The 17,183-nt window shown below is 66.4% G+C and carries 15 protein-coding genes; 5 read left to right on the top strand and 10 right to left on the bottom strand.

The features are described from left to right. The 9 genes from recQ to GXY01S_RS05375 all read right to left on the bottom strand — a co-directional run. Positions 1-1,694 (bottom strand): DNA helicase RecQ (recQ, locus tag GXY01S_RS05410; RefSeq protein WP_061272692.1); only part of this gene is annotated, 1,694 nt, incomplete at its 3' end. A gap of 23 nt (positions 1,695-1,717) precedes the next feature. Then, on the bottom strand, positions 1,718-2,092 hold the full coding sequence (locus GXY01S_RS05405) for an OmpA family protein (RefSeq protein WP_061272688.1): 375 nt from the start codon (positions 2,090-2,092) through the stop codon (positions 1,718-1,720). Positions 2,093-2,226: 134 nt separating this feature from the next. Continuing rightward, complete coding sequence (gene cydC, locus GXY01S_RS05400; RefSeq protein WP_061272685.1) at positions 2,227-3,924, bottom strand: thiol reductant ABC exporter subunit CydC; 1,698 nt, start codon at positions 3,922-3,924, stop codon at positions 2,227-2,229. Continuing rightward, positions 3,921-5,633, bottom strand: a complete 1,713-nt coding sequence (cydD, locus tag GXY01S_RS05395) for a thiol reductant ABC exporter subunit CydD (RefSeq protein WP_061272682.1) — start codon at positions 5,631-5,633, stop codon at positions 3,921-3,923. Before cydD ends, cydC begins: the two co-directional genes overlap by 4 nt. Positions 5,634-5,731: 98 nt before the next feature. Further along, on the bottom strand, positions 5,732-7,537 hold the full coding sequence (locus GXY01S_RS05390) for a sensor histidine kinase (protein ID WP_061272678.1): 1,806 nt from the start codon (positions 7,535-7,537) through the stop codon (positions 5,732-5,734). A gap of 2 nt (positions 7,538-7,539) precedes the next feature. Beyond that, positions 7,540-7,722, bottom strand: a complete 183-nt coding sequence (locus tag GXY01S_RS18860; RefSeq protein ID WP_061272675.1) for a hypothetical protein — start codon at positions 7,720-7,722, stop codon at positions 7,540-7,542. 63 nt (positions 7,723-7,785) lie between these two features. Further along, the gene (locus GXY01S_RS19175) at positions 7,786-7,899 is read right to left on the bottom strand and encodes a hypothetical protein (protein WP_370664424.1); all 114 of its coding nucleotides are present in this window, start codon (positions 7,897-7,899) and stop codon (positions 7,786-7,788) included. Beyond that, the gene (locus GXY01S_RS05380; RefSeq protein ID WP_061272730.1) at positions 7,871-8,443 is read right to left on the bottom strand and encodes a sigma-70 family RNA polymerase sigma factor; all 573 of its coding nucleotides are present in this window, start codon (positions 8,441-8,443) and stop codon (positions 7,871-7,873) included. The genes GXY01S_RS19175 and GXY01S_RS05380 overlap by 29 nt, the downstream gene beginning before the upstream one ends. 104 nt (positions 8,444-8,547) lie before the next feature. Continuing rightward, entirely contained in the window at positions 8,548-9,027 is a 480-nt protein-coding gene (locus GXY01S_RS05375; protein ID WP_061272673.1) for a sigma-70 family RNA polymerase sigma factor, read from the bottom strand. A 139-nt stretch (positions 9,028-9,166) separates the two neighbouring features. Between GXY01S_RS05375 and GXY01S_RS05370 the strand changes: the two genes are divergently transcribed. The 3 genes from GXY01S_RS05370 (at position 9,167) to GXY01S_RS05360 (ending at position 13,292) form a co-directional block, all read left to right on the top strand. Continuing rightward, entirely contained in the window at positions 9,167-9,907 is a 741-nt protein-coding gene (locus GXY01S_RS05370; RefSeq protein ID WP_061272669.1) for a response regulator, read from the top strand. 125 nt (positions 9,908-10,032) lie between these two features. After that, entirely contained in the window at positions 10,033-11,412 is a 1,380-nt protein-coding gene (locus GXY01S_RS05365) for an alpha,alpha-trehalose-phosphate synthase (UDP-forming) (RefSeq protein ID WP_061272666.1), read from the top strand. Between the two features lie 53 nt (positions 11,413-11,465). Continuing rightward, positions 11,466-13,292, top strand: a complete 1,827-nt coding sequence (locus GXY01S_RS05360) for an ABC-F family ATP-binding cassette domain-containing protein (RefSeq protein WP_061272663.1) — start codon at positions 11,466-11,468, stop codon at positions 13,290-13,292. On the opposite strand, the gene GXY01S_RS05355 is transcribed toward GXY01S_RS05360, so the two are convergent. Beyond that, positions 13,280-14,281, bottom strand: a complete 1,002-nt coding sequence (locus tag GXY01S_RS05355; RefSeq protein WP_061272660.1) for a Gfo/Idh/MocA family protein — start codon at positions 14,279-14,281, stop codon at positions 13,280-13,282. The two genes, GXY01S_RS05360 and GXY01S_RS05355, sit on opposite strands and share 13 nt — an antisense overlap. Positions 14,282-14,590: 309 nt before the next feature. On the opposite strand from GXY01S_RS05355, the gene secD reads away from it, so the two are divergent. Together secD and secF are read left to right on the top strand one after the other, a co-directional pair. Continuing rightward, the gene (gene secD / locus GXY01S_RS05350; RefSeq protein ID WP_061272657.1) at positions 14,591-16,141 is read left to right on the top strand and encodes a protein translocase subunit SecD; all 1,551 of its coding nucleotides are present in this window, start codon (positions 14,591-14,593) and stop codon (positions 16,139-16,141) included. Between the two features lie 13 nt (positions 16,142-16,154). Next, complete coding sequence (gene secF, locus GXY01S_RS05345) at positions 16,155-17,105, top strand: protein translocase subunit SecF (RefSeq protein ID WP_061272727.1); 951 nt, start codon at positions 16,155-16,157, stop codon at positions 17,103-17,105. Positions 17,106-17,183: the final 78 nt, after the last annotated feature.

Below are 17,183 nucleotides of genomic sequence, written 5' to 3'. Positions count from 1 at the left end.
GGCTGATAGGGCGGAATTTCCTGCTCACGCGCCTCGCCCAGCCGCCAGCTACGCAAAGCCTCATAGCGGGCAGCGGCCTCGGGCGTGAGGTCGGCCATGGCAGGGCGCGTGCCGCCACCAGTGCCACGTGTCGTCGCGGCCTTGAGGTCCTCGGTCGCGTCCTCGCGCAGCATGATCGGCTCCTCGCCACGCAATATGGGGCGCGCGCGGCCTTCCTCAAGGGCAAGGGCATTGTATTCGCCCGTGACCCTGATGGCACCGCGCGCGATGAGCTGGCGGATCACACCGCGCCAGAACGGCTCTGGCCGGTCACGGCCGATGCCGAACACGCTCAGCTTTTCATGCCCGTGCCGCGCCGTCATGTCCGAAGCCTTGCCCCGCAGCACGCCCGCCACATGCACCGCGCCAAAGCGCTGGCCGGTGCGGTAGATGGCCGAGAGCACCTTCTGCGCGGCCACCGTGCCATCAAACGTGGCCACCGGGCTGCGGCAGTTGTCGCAATGGCCGCAGGCTTCATCGAGTTCCTCGCCAAAGCACGAGAGCAGCGCCTGCGTGCGGCAGCCCGTGGTTTCGGTCAGGGCGATCATGGCCTCGAGCCGCGCGCTCATGATGCGTTTCTGCGCATCGGGCGCGTTGGACTGCTCCAGCCAGTAGCGTGCGCGGGCCATGTCATCGCCGCCATAAAGCAGCACGGTTTCCGCCTGCTCGCCATCGCGCCCGGCGCGACCGATCTGCTGGTAATACCCCTCGGGCGAGGACGGCATGTCCAGATGCACCACGGCGCGCACATCGGGGCGGTCGATGCCCATGCCAAAGGCGATGGTGGCCACGATCACCACCGGCTCGCCCGAGCGGAAGCGCATCAGTGCCGCGCGCTTTTCCACCGGCGAAAGACCGGCATGGAACGGCAGCGCCGCATAGCCCTTGCCCGCCAGCGAGCGGGCCACGCGCTCGGTCTTACTGCGGCTGCCGCAATACACGATGGAGGCCGCCCCCCGATGCCGGTCGAGAATGGCGGTAAGCTGGCGGATTTCCGATGTCTTGGGCTTGACCGCGATATCGAGATTGGGGCGGTGGAAACTGGCCTTGAACACCGTGGCATCGGGCATGGCCAGGGCTTCAAGAATGTCGCTGCGCGTGCGCGCGTCCGCCGTGGCGGTGAGTGCTATGCGCGGCACATTGGGGAAATGCTGCGGCAATGCCGCAAGCTCGCGGTATTCGGGGCGGAATTCATGCCCCCAGGCCGAAATGCAGTGCGCCTCGTCAATGGCGATGACCGAGAGCGTGAGCCGCCCGAGCCGGTCGAGCATGCCCGGCGAGAGCAGGCGCTCGGGCGAGACGTAGAGAATGTCAAGCCGGCCTGCCATCAGGTCCGAGCGCACGCGGGCGGCGTCCTCGGGTTCCTGTTCGGAATGCAGGGCGCCCGCGTTGACGCCAAGCTGCCGCAGGGCGGCAACCTGATCATCCATCAGCGCGATCAGGGGCGAGATGACCAGCCCCGTGCCAGGCCGGGCAAGGGCGGGCACCTGATAGCACACGCTCTTGCCACCGCCGGTGGGCATGAGCACCAGGCAGTCGCGCCCGGCCATGACCTCCGCCACCGCCTGCTGCTGCAGGCCACGGAAATCGGGGAAGCCGAAAACCTCGGCCAGCACCGCGCGCGGGTCGCGCGTGCTGCCTTCAGGCGCCGTCATATCATGAAAAGCGGGGCTTTCGCTCAGTGTCCGCCGACCTCGATCTCGACACGACGCGAGGCCAGCGCACCGTCCTCGTTGTTCATCGGGCCACGCGGCTGCTGGCTGATACGGCCTGCATCCACGCCGTCAACCGCAAGCTGGCGGGCCACGATCTTGGCGCGGTCAATGGCCAGCAGTTCATCAGCCGACAGGTCATGGCTGGCGGCGGCATAGCCTTCGACCCGCACCTTGGAATGGTTTGTCACCGCACGCTGGGCCGCCTGCGAGATCACGGTCTGGGCCGGGGCATCAAGCTGGGCCGAATTGGGGGTGAAGAACACGACATACTTGCCCGGATGGCCACCAGCGCATCCTGTCAGCAGACCAAGACCAAGAAGAAGGGACAGGCGACGCATGATGGAGTTACTCCCGTTTCAGATATGCATGACGGACCGCGCCCAGCCTTGAGGTGTGTCCGATCCGGTTTTGAGCTACTTCGTGCCCGCTGGGGCGAGGCACGTCAATCCTTTCGGCAGGCAGGGCGGCCCCTTCATGCCGTAGCCGCCACGGTTTTACCACCCACGATACGCCATGCCTGATCCAGCTTTTCCACACCCGTCAGCCGGTGCACGATCAGAATGACCGTGCGCCCCTGCGTCACCTCGTTGAGGGTGAGCAGGAATTCACGCTCGGTCTGGGCATCCAGCCCGGTGGCCGGTTCATCCAGAATCAGGATCGGCGCATGCGAAAGCAGCACGCGGGCCAGCGCCAGACGCCGCCCCTGCCCGCCTGATACGCTGGCACCCCCTTCACCCAGCCAGCTATCCAGCCCATCGGGCAGTTCGCGCACCACATCGGCCACGCGGGCCTGCTCGAGTGCTGCCCACAGGTCAGCCTCGGTGGCGTCGGGGCGGCCAAGCAGCAGGTTGGCGCGAATCGTATCGGTAAACAGATGCGTCGCCTGTGACAGCCAGGCGATCCGCTCGCGCATCGCCCCGTCGCGGATGGTGGCGATATCCTCGCCGCCGAGCGTAATGCGCCCCGCCTGCGGCCCCACCACCTTGAGCAGCAATGCCGCCAGCGTGGACTTGCCCGCCCCCGAAGGCCCCATGACCGCAATGCGCTGGCCTGCGGGAATGCTCAGGTCAAGATGATCAAGCACCGGTGCGCGCGCCGCATCCCACCGGAAGGAAACCTGCTCGAAGCGGATGTCGGTGCCCTCGGGCGCAGGCTGCGTGCCTTCGGGCGGGGCATGCTCGGGCAGGTCGCCCACCGCCACCACCCGCGCGGCCGCACGGGTGATGTTGCCCGCAAGCGCGCCCGCGCGCGTCAGCCCGCCAATGCTCTCGAAGGCCGCAACCGTAAGGAACAGCACGGCGGCGGCAGGCAGCGGGGCAATGCGCGGCAGGCCCAGACCCAGGGCTGCGGCCAGAACCGCCACAACCGCCGCCTGCCCGCACAGATAGGAGGCGGCACCCGCCAACGCCAGCATGCGGGCCTGTTTCATCTGCGCGCGACAGAGTGCGGCATCACGGTCGCGCACATGGTCAAGCATGCGCCCCTCCGCCCCGAAGGTCGCGATTTCACGCAGGCCACCCACCATGTCGAGCACGCCCACGCGCAGTTGGGCCGCCTCATGGTTGACCAGCCCGCCTTCACGCCGCCCCAGCATGGCGGCGCATAGCGGCAGCACGAACGCCCCGCAGGCAAACAGCGCGCACACCACCACGGCCAGCACGGAACTGACCATGTTGATGGCGATGAACAGGAACGGCAGCACAAGGCACGCGCCCGCCAGCGGAAGGATGATGCGCAGGTAAAGCCCGTCCAGCGTCTCGACATCCGACACCAGACGCGAGAGCAGGTCGCCCGCACGGCGGAAGCCAAGCCCCGCCGCCGCCCCGCGCGCAAGGTGACGGAAGAACCACACCCGCACATCGGCCAGCGCGCGGAACATCGCATCATGCGCGACCAGTCGCTCCGCATAGCGCAGGATCACCCGCGCGCTGCCAAAAATGCGCAGCGCCCCGGTGGTGACCACGATCATGCCCATGGTCATGGCCGCAACGCGGATGCCTGCCTCGCGCATCAGCACAAGGCCGATGATGAGCGCCAGCAGCGACAGCAGCGCGCCCGCGGTGAGCAGCGGCGCGCGACGCTGCCATATCTGCAGGATGCGGCCCACGGGGGCGAGTACGCCCTCGCGCTGCGCCTGCCGGTTCAGTTCCCTTGTCTGTGAGGATTTCACGATACTGTCTCCCCACTGGTCACGACATGGCCCTGCGCCAGGTCAATGCGCTGGCCGTCAAACCCCGCCACCGCGCTGGAATGGGTGGCCAGGATGACGGTGCGCCGGGCGGCAAGGCGGCGCAGGCTTTCAAACACATCGGCCTCGGTATCGGGGTCGAGATGCGCGGTTGGCTCGTCAAGCACCACAAGCGGCGCATCCTTGAGGAAGGCACGCGCAATCGCCACGCGCTGCGCCTGCCCGCCAGACAGGCCAAAGCCCCCCTCGCCAATAAAGGTATCGAGCCCGTTGGGCAGGCTGGCCACGAAATCCCCGGCCGCTGCGGCAGCAACCGCGGCGTCAAGCTGCGCCTGTGTTGCATCGGGGCGGGCAAACAGGATGTTCTCGCGCAGCGTGCCCGCAAACAGCACGGGCTTCTGCCCGATCCACGAGGTCATGGCCACCAACGCTTCAGGCGCCAGCGTGGTCATGTCCACGCCGTTGAACGTAATGCGCCCGCTGGCGGGCTGGATGAAGCCGAGCAGCAGTTCGATGATGGTGGACTTGCCCGAACCCGACGCGCCGCACAGCAGCAGCGTCTGCCCCGCGGGCACGCTGAAGGACACATCATCAACCGCCATGCCGCGTGCGGCGTCCCATGCAAAACTGACATGCTCGAAGGCGACCGCGACACCCCCCGTCATGTCACACACCGCCTGGCCACCAACCCGCGCGGGGGCTTCACCGGGCAGGATGCGCATGGCGCTCGCGGCCCCCGAGGCATGCGCCCGATCCTGATAGGCCAGGGCAAGGCTGCGGAAGGGGGCGAAGAATTCCGGCACCACCAGCACCACGAACAGCCCGCGCGCCACCTGGCCTGCCATGATTGCGGCAGGCACGCCCTGCTCGTGCAGGTCCATCAGGTGCGCGCCGTTGCGCAGGGCGATGAGCACAAGAGCCACGACCATGGCGCAGTCGATGGAAGCGGAGGACAGGAAGGCCACGCGCAGCACCTTCATGGTGCGCAGGCGCAGTTCCTCCGCACTTGCTGCAAGCCTGCGGGTTTCATCCTCCGTGCGGCCAGAAAGCACGATGGTGGCGATGCCGCGCACCCGGTCGAGAAAGCGGGCCTGCAGGCGGGTCATGGCCAGGAACTGGTTGCGCGAGGCCACCGCCGCCCCGATGCCGAACAGCGCCTGGCCAAACGGCACCGCAATGCCGCACACCGCCATGACCAGCGCCGAGCCCGGCTGCACGAACGCCGCCAGCACGCCAATGACAAGAGGGGCCGCCATCCACAGCACGGAAGCGGGCAGCCAGCGGGCGAAGAACCCGTCGAGCGCCTCGATCCGGTCAACGGCCAGCGCGGTCAGCTCGCCCGTGTGGTGCTGGCGCAAAAGCCCCGGCCCGCCACGCATGATGGCCTCGATCACGCCACTACGCAGGCGCGCGCGGCCCTTCATGCCAGCACGCGCGGCCAGCGTGTCAGATGCCGCCTGCAGGCCCGCGCGCGCTACCGCAAGCCCCACCAGCCCGGCCAGCGGCCACGCAACAACCGGCATGCCGCCCGGCACCAGCACGCAGGCCAGCACGGTGGCGATGCACCATACCTGCCCCACGGCAACGGCGGATATGGCCAGACCCAGCAACACGACAGGCATGGCCTGCCTGCGCCCCAGGCGCGACTGTGCCCGGGTCCACGCCTTCATCACTGTCTTGTCATCGTTCATGACCGCTCCCTATACCGAATGACACGGCACAGGGACAGCCATCATGCGCCGCCATAAACTGCCCGTGAGATAACTCTGCCATGCATTTTTGCATGCATTCAGTCGGCCAGTTCGTCCTGATCGGGCTGCTTTAACGGAAAAACAAGCACATAGCGGGTGCCATTTTCCTCAAACATCTGCAACGTGCCGCCCAACTGCCGCGCAAAGCCGCGGATCAGCTGCATGCCGATCCCGCTGCGCCCGTCTTCCGCCCCGCTGAGGTTACGGCCCGCCGCCATGCCCACGCCGTTATCGGCAATCCACAGACAGGCCCGCCCGCCATCAAGCGCGCGCAGGCCCACTTCAAGCGTGCCGTGCAACTGGTCGGGAAAGGCATATTTGATGGTGTTGCTGACCGCCTCGGTCACGATCAGGGCCAGCGGCACGGCCTGGTCGGGCACCATGAGCAGGTCATCGACGCGGATATCAAGCGTGATCCGGCCTTCATCGGATTCACCAATGGCATGCATGATCTGGCCGCACAGTTCGCGCACGAAGCTCTGCATGTTCAGGCTGTAGAGTTCGCCATCGGCATAAAGGTAGCGGTGCAGGGTTGCCAGCGCGCGCACGCAGTCACGCGCCTGGGCGAATTCCTCGCGCGCGCCGGGCTGGCGGATGCGGCCCGCCTGCAGGTTGAGCAGGGAGGCCACGATCTGCAGGTTGTTCTTGACGCGGTGGTGCATCTCCTTGAGCAGCAGTTCCTGGCGCACCTGCGCGCGCTCAAGGCGCCTTTCATGCCGTGCCAGCCTGCGCGTGGCCTTGCTGAAGGCATGGGCAAGCTGCCTGACCTCAAGCGGCATGGCCCAGTTCGAGCGCACGTCATACACGCCGCCAAGCTGCCACTGGTTGACCGAGGCCGTAAGCTGGCGCAGCGGCGTGATGACCAGCACGTCAGCGCTTTTCGAGGCCCCCAGAAGCCCCACGAGCAGCAGCACCCCGCTGGTTACGAGCGAGATGGCGAACATGACCACCGCATGCTGCTCGCTGGCGTTGCGCCGTGTCATGGTAAGCACGTACACGCTACCCTGCACCCGCCCGATGGAATACGAACCTTCAGGCAGGGTGATGTGGTCGTGCTCCACGCCATGCGTGACCTCAAAGCGTGCCCACTGCATGATCCGCGCCGGGGGGTGCTCCTGCCAGTTGCAATCCGCGCACAGGGGGGCCGTGGCGCGGGCGTGGCTGTCCATGACCCAGATCTCGATCGGGCCGCTCTGCTGCATCAGGTCAAGCCGGGGGTCGCTGGTCTGGAGCATGGCACTGCGCCATGACAGCGGCATGATGGCCGTCAGGTAGCCCGAGCGCGCCGGGCGACCGGCATCATCGCCAATCGTGGCCGCGACCGTGATGCGGAAATGATCGGGCACGCCGGTCAGCGCATCGGGTATGGCCACGAGCTTCACGTCACCCTGAAAGCGCGGCATCTCGTCAATGGTCAGGGGAGTCGCGTCATGGTCGGGGCCAACAGCGGCGGCAATATTGCCCCGGTCATCGGCCAGCGCGATCTGGCTGTAATGCCGACCGGTCAGGGACTCGACAAGCTGGAGCATGCGCGCAAGCCCGCTGCTGTCGAGCCGCATGCGCGCCACCGCCTGCAACAGCGAGGCCAGATGCTCGGATTCATGGCGCAGTTCAAGATCGATGCGCGCCACGGCCATGTCCGTGCGGTAGCCCGGCGCTTCAAGAGTATTATGATAGCTGTGCCAGGCCTGCACGGCCCCGATCAGGGCGATGGGCATGGCCGCAAGCAGGATGATCGCCATCATCCGGCCCCGCACGGCATCGAACACGCGCCCGACCCGCGTAAACAGGCTGCGATGGCGCCCCTGCCTGCCGCCGCGCGCGGAGGAAGGTGGAACGGACATACCTATTTTGTCCGCTTCCGGTCTTCCTCAATAAGACGCAGCAGTTCCTCGGGAACAGGTTCTTTGGTCACATCATCGAACAACTGGTGCAGCCCTCGCCTCAGCCATAGCTCGAACGCATCATCCGATCTGCTTGTGGACTTCTTTCCTGGTTGCCTGGGAGGACACTTGTCCTTCAGAGCCATCGCATTATCCCGAAGTAAATTCCCACTTCACACAACCCCTGCCTGGATGCCAGGGCCGCATCATTACCCTTTAGAATCCCTTGGCACTGCCGAAGTCATCAGTGTCAGTGCCATATTCACGCCATAATTCAAAGTGGGAATTCCCGTCTCAGGCCGTTGCCGGTGCCGTAGCGGCACGGGCCTGCGTGCGCGAACGCAGGCGCTGCACCGCACCGCGCAGTTCAACGGTGGAGATATCGCGCTCCTCGCCATACAGCCACGCGGCAAGCTGGCGGCGGGCGCGGAACACACGGCTCTTGGCGGTGCCCACGGCGCAGCTTGTGGCGGCGGCAAGCTCGTCATAGCTCATGCCCTGCATCACCACGAGCACCAGCGCCTCGCGCTGGTCGGCGGGCAGGCGGTTCATGGCCTCGGCGAGTTCCTTGACCATCAGGCGCTCTTCATGCGCGCCGCTGCCGGCCATGCTGGATGCGGGCACATCATCGATGTTGCCGGTCTCGCGCTTCTTGCGCAGGTCGGAAATGAAGCGGTTGCGCAGGATGCGGTGCATCCATGCCGAGAAATTGGTGCCCGGCGTAAAGCTGTGCTGGGCGGCCAGCGCATTGCACACGGCATCCTGCACCAGGTCATCGGCTGCCGCACGGTTGCGCGTGAGCGACAGGGCCTGCACGCGCAGTCGGGGCAGGATTGCAATCATCTGGTCATGAAAGCTGCTGGTCATGTTCATCTCCCCTGTTTCGTCGTTCATGCCAGTGCAATGAATGGGGGGGAGGAAAGGTTACATTTTCCATGTAACGAAAACGCGAGCACCGCGCATCGGTTCCCTCAGCCTGCGCCGCCGTTGCCCGCCTGCATGTATTCCATGATCTGCGCGCGCGCGCGCGACACGCGGGCCTTGAGCGTGCCCACCGTAACACCGCACACATGGGCGGCCTCGGCATAGGTCATTTCCTGCACGCCCACGAGCACGAGCGCCTCGCGCAGGCGGGGGGTGAGCTGCCAGATCGCGCCATTGAGGTCGCGCAGCACGTCGGCTTCCCCCGCGCCGGTATCGCTTTCGGCCTGGTCGGGGCGCAGGGCGTAATCCGACATGACATCACGCTCGCGCCGCCCCTTGCGGGCCTGCTCGTAAAACAGGTTGCGCGCGATGGTATAGAGCCAGGCCTTCATGCTGGTGCCCGGCGTGAACTGCTCGAGCGCGCCGAGCGCGCGCAGCACCGTTTCCTGCACCAGATCATCCGCCGCCGCGGGCTGGCCGGTCAGGAAACGGGCAAAACCACGCAATTGTGGCAGGAGAGACAGCATCTCCCCACGCAAGTGCGTGACCGGTGACGGATCAAATGGTATTCTGGATTCCAGTTTGTTTACTCTTCAACTCTTGCAGCACAGCCTAACGCTGTCGTGATCCGGAGTGTAACAGTTTATCTGGGGAGATGAATGCCTCATGCCGCTATCACGGCGTCAAGACCTGCTTCGCGCCCTGCCCTATGCCCGGCGTTACGCCCGTGCGTTATGTGGCAGCCAGTCGAGCGGCGACCTTCTGGTGGCCGAAAGCCTGCGCGAACTCATGGCGGTGGATGATCCCACCCTGCCACCGAGGCTACGCCTTTACCAATGGATTTCGCGCCACCATGCCCAGCACGGCGCGCAGGACGCGAAAGCGGGCGGCATGCCGCCGCTGGCACGCAAGCTGCTCCTGCTCACCTCGCTTGAGGAACTGAGCGTGGCCGACGCTGCCCGCGTGCTGGCCATTGCCCAGCCGCAGGCCGCCGCCATGCTGGAGGATGCCCATGCCCGCCTGCGCTCGTGCGCCCAGACCAGCGTGCTGATCATCGAGGATGAACCGATCATCGCAATGGATATCGAGGAACTGGTGCGCCAGTGCGGCCACACCATTGCCGGTGTTGCCAGCAGCGAGGAAGAGGCCGTGCGCCTTGCACGCGAGACCCGGCCCGGCCTGATCCTGGCCGACATCAACCTCGGTGATGGCGGTGACGGGATGAAGGCCGTCTCGGCCATATTGCAGCACCAGGATATTCCGATCATCTTCGTCACCGCCTACCCCGAGCGGCTGCTCACGGGCGATACGATCGAGCCCGCTTTTGTCATCACCAAGCCGTTCGAGCCGCTGACGCTGGCGGTCTCGACCTATCAGGCCGTATCGGGCGGCGTACCGCTGAACTGACAAAGCCGCATGCCAGTCCCGGCGCAACAGGCATCCCGCTGCCCGGCCAGATGTGTATGCTGCCCCGGTCGTGCTGCCGGACGAAGCTGGGCCGCCATGCGACAGCTGAGTGAAGAGAGGGCAGAATGAAACGGCTGGTCATCGTCTCCAATCGCGTTCCCGTTCCCAAGGAGGGGCTGCGGCCCGGTGGACTCGCGGTGGTGCTCAAGGACCTGCTGGCCCGCCAGGGTGGCATGTGGTTTGGCTGGAACGGCACCTGCCACCCCGACGCCGCCCACCTGCCGCCTGAACACCAGCAGGCCGAAGGGGTGGAATACGCCACCATCGGCCTCACCCCCGCCGAGCATCGCAATTATTACACCGGCTTTTCCAACGCCACGCTGTGGCCGCTCATGCACTCGCTGCCCGAGCACATCCACTTCGAGCGCCGCGAGCTTGAAACCTACTGGTCGGTCAACCAGCGCTTCTGCGAGAACCTGCTGCCGCTGCTGCGGCCCGATGACATCATCTGGATTCACGACTACCACCTGCTGCCGCTGCCCGCCCTGCTGCGCCGCAATGGCGTGCGCCAGCCCATCGGCTTCTTCCTGCACACGCCCTTCCCCGCGCCTGATATGCTGGCCACCGCGCCTGATGGCGGCACCTTCCTGCGCGACCTGCTGAAAGCCGACCTGCTGGGCTTCCAGACTGCCGATGACACCGCCAATTTCATCTTCGCCGCAACCCGCACGGCAGGCGCGGTCCTTGAAGGTGAGGACGTGCTGGCGTTCGAGGGCCATACGGTGCGCGTGGGCACCTTTCCCGTCGAGATCGACCCGCAGGCCTTTGCCCGCGTTGCCGCGGCGGCCACCGATTCGCAGGACCTGAAGCGCCTTTCAGGCTCGCTGGCGGGGCGCAAGCTGATCTTTGGCGTGGACCGCATGGACCCCACCAAGGGGCTGGACCACCGGCTGGCGGGCTACGAGCGCATGCTCGAGACCTACCCCGAGCGCGAGCGGCAGGTCACCTTTTTGCAGATCGCGGCCGAAAGCCGCACCGAGGTTGAATCCTACAAGGCGCTGCGCAGGAAGCTCGAGCACCAGATCGGCAAGCTCAACGCCCATCGCGGCCAGGCGGACTGGACGCCGCTGCGCTTCCTCACCCGTGGCAGCCCGCGCCCCACGGTGGCGGGCTACATGCGCCTGGCCGATATCGGCTACATCACCCCGCTGCGCGATGGCATGAACCTCGTGGCCAAGGAGTTCATCGCAGCCCAGGACCCCGAGAACCCCGGCGTGCTCATCCTGTCGCGGCTGGCGGGGGCGGCCAACCAGCTTGACGCGGCCCTGCTGGTCAACCCGCTCGACCATGACGGCATGGCCGATGCGCTCGAGCAGGCGCTGGCCATGTCCGCTGCCGAAAAGCGTGAACGCTGGCAGGCGTGCTGGAACGCCATCGCCAACCGCACCGCGCTGGGCTGGGGGCTGTCCTTCCTCAGGCTGCTCGAAAGCACGGCGCGCAAATAGGGGTTGCCCACACGGACCTTGCGCCCGGCCCGCCTGACACGACATAAGCGGGTATGGCTCCTCCTCCCCTTCTCCTCCTCCAGGATATTACCCTGACCCTTGGCGGCGCGCCGCTGCTTGATGGCGCGGGGTTTGGCATCGGCCCCGGCGAGCGGGTCTGCCTTGTCGGGCGCAATGGCTGTGGCAAGTCCACCCTGCTGCGCATTGCGGCGGGCGAGATCCAGGCCGATGGCGGCACGGTTTTCCTCCAGCCCGGCACCACCGTGCGCTACCTGCCGCAGGAGCCTGACCTGTCGGGCTTTGCCACCACGCTGGATTACGTGCGCGCGGGCATGGGGCCGAACGACCCGGAATACCGCGCCGAACTGCTGCTGGGCGAACTTGGCCTGAACGGCACGGAAGACCCGGCCACGCTCTCGGGCGGTGAAGCGCGCCGCTGCGCGCTCGCCCGCGCGCTCGCCCCCGAGCCGGACCTGCTTCTGCTCGATGAGCCGACCAACCACCTCGACATGCCCACCATTGAATGGCTGGAGCGCGAACTGCTTTCGCTCTCATCGGCCATGGTCATCATCAGCCATGACCGCCGCCTGCTTGAAACCCTGTCGCGCTCGGTGGTGTGGCTCGACCGGGGCGTGACCCGCAGGCTCGACCAGGGCTTTGCCCGCTTCGAGACCTGGCGCGAAGAAGTGCTGGAGCAGGAGGAACGCGACAGCCACAAGCTCGACCGCCAGATCGCGCGCGAGGAAGACTGGATGCGCTACGGCGTGACCGCACGCCGCAAGCGCAACGTGCGCCGCGTGGCCGAACTGGCCGACCTGCGCAACCAGCGCCGCACTGCCATCCGCCCGCAAGGTGGCCTGAAGATGGAAGCCCGCGAGAGCGACCTTTCGGGCAAGCTCGTCGCCGTGGCCGAGGATGTCTGCCGCGCCTATGACCCCGCCCACCCCGTGGTCAGCCATCTCGACCTGCGCGTGCTGCGCCGCGACAGGCTGGGCATCGTGGGGGCGAACGGCGCGGGCAAGAGTACGCTTCTGCGCCTGCTCACCGGGCAGGACCAGCCGGATTCGGGCACGATCAATATCGGCAGCGCGCTGTCGGTCGTAACACTGGACCAGCAGCGCCGCACGCTCGACCCAAAGGCCACCCTGGCCGATACCCTGACCGGCGGCGGGGGCGACATGGTGCAGGTGGGCGACGAGAAGCGCCATGTCATTGGTTACATGAAAGACTTCCTGTTCCGCCCCGAGCAGGCGCGCACCCCGGTGGGCGTGCTGTCAGGCGGTGAGCGCGGGCGGCTGATGCTGGCCTGTGCGCTGGCGCGGCCCTCGAACCTGCTGGTGCTCGATGAGCCGACCAACGACCTCGACCTTGAAACACTCGACCTGTTGCAGGACATGCTGGCCGCCTATTCCGGCACGGTGCTGCTCGTCAGCCACGACCGTGACTTCCTCGACCGGGTCGCCTCCTCCATCCTGATGGCCGAAGGTGGTGGCAGATGGGTGGAATATGCCGGTGGCTACAGCGACATGCTGGCCCAGCGGCAGGATGCAACACTCGCCGCCCGCCCCCGCACCGAGCGCAACGAGGCCACACCCGCCACGACCGATGTGACCCCCAGCGCCTCGCCCCACCAGCCCACGCGCAAGATGACCTACAAGGACAAGCATGCGCTTGAGCAACTGCCGGGGCAGATGGCCGCATTCGAGACGGAAATCGAGCGCCTGCGCGCAGTCCTGAGCGATGGCGGGCTTTATGCCCGCGACCCCGCCGCCTTCGCCGCCGCCACCGCGGCGCTGGAAAAGGCGCAGGCCGACCTGACAGGTGCCGAGGAACGCTGGCTGGAGCTTGAAATGCTGCGCGAGACGCTTCAGTCCTCCTGAACTGGGGGAATGATCAGCCCCGACGCCTCCATCCGTGCCCGCGTGGCGGCGATGCCCTGCGTTACCGCAAGGGCGGCCGCCAGCGCCCGGCGGCCTGCCGCGCCATCAACCAGTACTTTCGCGCCATCAAGGCAGGAGGCGGCAAAGGCCGCGTGCTCGGCGGCCAGCGTGTCATGGTCGCGCCATGTGACCGATTCGCGGCGGAAGCCGCCCGTGCCCGGCAGCGGCAGGCCGCGCTCGCGCCCGATCATGGTCAGTTCACGTTTCATGAAATCGGCGGAGAGATAGCCCTCCTGCGAGAACACGCGCATGCGCCGCTCGGTCTTGAGCGAGATGCGGCTCGCCGCAATGGTGGCCACACAGCCATTTTCAAAACGCACGCGGGCATTGGCAATATCCTCGAACGGCGAACTCACCGCCGCCCCCAGCGCGTCCACGCTCTCGATCGGGCTATCGACAATGGCCAGCACCAGGTCGAGGTCATGGATCATGAGGTCGAGGATGACCGATACATCCGTGCCGCGCGGCTTGTAGGGCGCGATGCGGGTCGCCTCGATATAGAGCGGGCGGGTGATGCGCTCGGTAATGGCCCGGTGCTCGGCGGAATAACGCAGCAGGTGGCCCACCTGCAGCACCACGCCATGCCTGTGCGCCAGGTGCATCAGCTCATCGGCCTGCTCCAGCGTCGCGGCCATGGGTTTTTCCACCAGCACGTGCCTGTCCGCCGCAAGGGCTTCGCGGGCCAGGTCGAAATGATATTCCGCCGGGGCCGCCACGATGATCGCATCGGAACGGGCCAGCAGGTCGGGGTAGGACAGTACCGGCACGCCACCGGCCTCATCGGCCACCTTGCGCGCGCGCGCGGCATCGGGGTCATGAATGCCCACGAGTTCCTCCCGCGCGCCAGACAGCACCTTGAGCGCGTGAAAGCGGCCAAAATGCCCTGCCCCCACAATGCCAATGCGTAACCGCCGTGCTGCCTGCGCCATATCCTGCCTTTCCTGCGTGCCGTTCTCTCGCGGCCGTTTCAAAAACGGGCCTGTGCCCTGCCGCGCTTTTGAAACAGCCCCCTGCCGGATTAGCAGCCAGCACGCCGGTCGCACAGCCCCCCGCCATGCGCGCTTCGCCCCGCCAATGCGGCAAAACGGCAACGCCGGGCAGGCGCCCGGCGCATCAGCGGTTGCATCATCGGGCGTGGAGCGGCATGTTCCCGCACTGATTTTACGTGCACACGACACATTGACCATGCCGGGCAAGGAAACCGGCTCAGCCGGGCGCAGGGAGCTTTCCATCAAGTCATGATGTATTACAGTCGGCTCAGAATGGCTTCGGTCATTGGCGTATGTCTGATCGGGCTGGCGCTGTGCCTGCCCAACTTCATCCGCCAGCCCAGCCCCGCCCTGCCCTGGCGCCAGATCCATCTGGGCCTTGACCTGCGTGGCGGCTCATACCTGCTGCTGCAGGTGGACATGGCCAGCGTGACCGCCGACAGGCTGCGCGGCCTGCAGGATGAAACCCGCCAGACCCTGCTCAAGGCCGGACTGGGCTACCGTAACCTGGCCACCGGCCCGCACGCGGTGACCTTCACGCCCCGCACGCCCGACGAGACGCAGCCCGACCTCAAGGCGCTGCGCGCCATGCCGATGAACGCGCCGGGCGAATTTCAGGTGGAACAGGGTGAAGGCGGCCAGATCGCCATCACGCTCTCGCCCGATGCCGCCCGCCAGCGCGCCTATGACGCGGTCACCCAGTCCATCGAGATCGTGCGCCGCCGCATTGACGCCACCGGCGCGATCGACCCCGAGATCACCCGCCAGGGCGAGGACCGGATCATTGTCGAACTGCCGGGCATCAGCGACCCCGAGCGGGTGAAGAACCTGCTCGGCACCACGGCGAAGATGACCTTCCACCTCGTGGCCGATTCCGCCATTGGCTCAAGCGTACCGCCCGCAGGCGTGGAAATGCTGCCCATGAGCGACGGGCAGGGCACGCTGCCGGTCTTCTCGCACGTGGACGTGGATGGCGCTGACCTGACCAATGCCAGCGCCTCGATCGATCAGGATGGCGGCGAATGGGCAGTGAACTTTACCTTCGATTCGACCGGCGCGCAGGAATTTGGCGATGTCACCCGCGCCAATGTGGGCAAGCGCTTCGCCATCGTGCTCGATAACAAGGTGATCGAGGCCCCCGTCATCCGCGGCGCCATTACCGGCGGCAACGGGCAGATTACCGGCGGCTTCTCCGCCCAGCAGGCCACCGACATGGCCCTGCTGCTGCGCGCGGGCGCCCTGCCCGCACCGCTCAACGTGATCGAGCAGCGCTCCATCGGCCCCTCGCTCGGCGCCGATTCGATCCGGGCAGGCGGCTACAGCCTGGCCGCGGGCTTCGTGCTCGTGATCGCGTTCATGGCGCTGTTCTATGGCCGGTTCGGCTGGTACGCCAACATCGCCCTTCTGGCCAACCTGGTGCTGATGACCGCCATCCTCTCGCTGTTCGAGGCGACACTGACCCTGCCGGGCATGGCGGGCATGCTGCTGACCCTGGGCATGGCGGTGGATGCCAACATCCTGATCAACGAGCGCATCCGCGAGGAAGTGGCCCGTGGCCGCAGCGCCCTGCAGGCCATGCAGACAGGATTCGAGCGCGCGACCGCCACCATCGTGGACAGTAACGCCACCGCCCTGCTGGCCCATGTGATGCTGTTTGTTTTCGGAACCGGGCCGGTGCGCGGCTTCGCGCTGACCATCACGATCGGTATCGTGACGACCCTGTTTACCACCCTTCTCCTCTCAAGGATGCTGATGGTGCGCTGGTATGCCCGCACACGCCCCAGCACCCTGCCGGTCTGAGGCGCGCCGAATGATGTTTGATCGTCCCCTTCTCCGGTTCGTGCCCCGTGGCACGAAAATCAACTTCATGCGCGGGCGCTTTATCGGTCTGGCCACGTCCGCCGTGCTGTCCATCGCCTCGCTGATCCTGTTCTTCCACCCCGGACTGACGCTGGGGCTGGATTTCAGGGGCGGCATCGTGGTCGAGGCCCGCACGCAGGGGCCGGCTGATTTCAACGTCATCCGCGCGGCCCTCGCCGCCGAGCATGTCTCTGCTGCGGGCGTGCAGTCCTTTGGCGGCCCGGATGACGTGCTGATCCGCCTCGACACGCCGCCTGAGAGCGAACCCGACCACGAGGCCCGCACGCAGGCCATGGTCGACTCCGTGCGCCATGCCATCGCCACCCTGCCCGGAGCCCAGGTGCTGCGGGCGGATGCGGTGGGGGCTTCGGTGTCGAAGGAACTGTTCCGCAACGGCATGCTGGCGCTGGGCATCAGCCTGCTGATGATCCTGGCCTATATCTGGTTCCGTTTTGAATGGGAGTTCGCGGTCAGCGCGGTGGTGACGCTGGTGCTGGACCTGACCAAGGCCATCGGCTTTCTGGTCGTTACGCATTTCGAGTTCGATCTGGTGATGGTGGCGGCCATCCTGACCATTCTGGGCTATTCCACCAACGACAAGGTGGTGGTGTATGACCGCGTGCGCGAGAACCTGCGCAAATACCGCACCATGCCGCTCGCCGAACTGATCGACCTGTCAATCAACGAGACGCTGAGCCGCACGCTGGGCACGTCATGCACCGTCTTTCTGGCGGCCCTGCCGCTGGCCCTGTTTGGCGGGGCCAGCCTGTCCGGCTTTGCGTGGGTGATGCTGTTCGGGATCGTGGTGGGCACGTCGTCTTCCATCTTCATCGCAGCGCCCCTGCTGCTGCTGATGGGCGAGAAGCGCCTGCGGCGGGATGCACGTCCGCCCACACGTTCCTGAGAGTATGATTGGATAAAAAATAAAAGTTTCTGGCTGCCGCCTTTTTTCAAGAAGGCGGCGTCTTTCGAAGCGTTCTGA

Origin of the sequence: Komagataeibacter xylinus NBRC 15237, assembly GCF_001571345.1 — a bacterium.
GTDB lineage: Bacteria > Pseudomonadota > Alphaproteobacteria > Acetobacterales > Acetobacteraceae > Komagataeibacter > Komagataeibacter xylinus.
This window is presented reverse-complemented; position numbering and strand designations above follow the sequence as displayed.

What these genes read in the sequence shown, in the direction of transcription:
- GXY01S_RS05360 (WP_061272663.1), top strand. Translation starts at nt 11,466, where the DNA reads ATGGCTCCTCCTCCCCTTCTCCTCCTCCAGGATATTACCCTGACCCTT.
- GXY01S_RS18860 (WP_061272675.1), bottom strand. Translation starts at nt 7,722, where the DNA reads ATGGCTCTGAAGGACAAGTGTCCTCCCAGGCAACCAGGAAAGAAGTCC.
- GXY01S_RS05355 (WP_061272660.1), bottom strand. Translation starts at nt 14,281, where the DNA reads ATGGCGCAGGCAGCACGGCGGTTACGCATTGGCATTGTGGGGGCAGGG.
- GXY01S_RS05380 (WP_061272730.1), bottom strand. Translation starts at nt 8,443, where the DNA reads ATGACCAGCAGCTTTCATGACCAGATGATTGCAATCCTGCCCCGACTG.
- cydD (WP_061272682.1), bottom strand. Translation starts at nt 5,633, where the DNA reads ATGAACGATGACAAGACAGTGATGAAGGCGTGGACCCGGGCACAGTCG.
- GXY01S_RS05370 (WP_061272669.1), top strand. Translation starts at nt 9,167, where the DNA reads ATGCCGCTATCACGGCGTCAAGACCTGCTTCGCGCCCTGCCCTATGCC.
- secF (WP_061272727.1), top strand. Translation starts at nt 16,155, where the DNA reads ATGTTTGATCGTCCCCTTCTCCGGTTCGTGCCCCGTGGCACGAAAATC.
- GXY01S_RS05390 (WP_061272678.1), bottom strand. Translation starts at nt 7,537, where the DNA reads ATGTCCGTTCCACCTTCCTCCGCGCGCGGCGGCAGGCAGGGGCGCCAT.
- GXY01S_RS05405 (WP_061272688.1), bottom strand. Translation starts at nt 2,092, where the DNA reads ATGCGTCGCCTGTCCCTTCTTCTTGGTCTTGGTCTGCTGACAGGATGC.
- GXY01S_RS05375 (WP_061272673.1), bottom strand. Translation starts at nt 9,027, where the DNA reads ATGCTGTCTCTCCTGCCACAATTGCGTGGTTTTGCCCGTTTCCTGACC.
- GXY01S_RS05365 (WP_061272666.1), top strand. Translation starts at nt 10,033, where the DNA reads ATGAAACGGCTGGTCATCGTCTCCAATCGCGTTCCCGTTCCCAAGGAG.
- secD (WP_061272657.1), top strand. Translation starts at nt 14,591, where the DNA reads ATGATGTATTACAGTCGGCTCAGAATGGCTTCGGTCATTGGCGTATGT.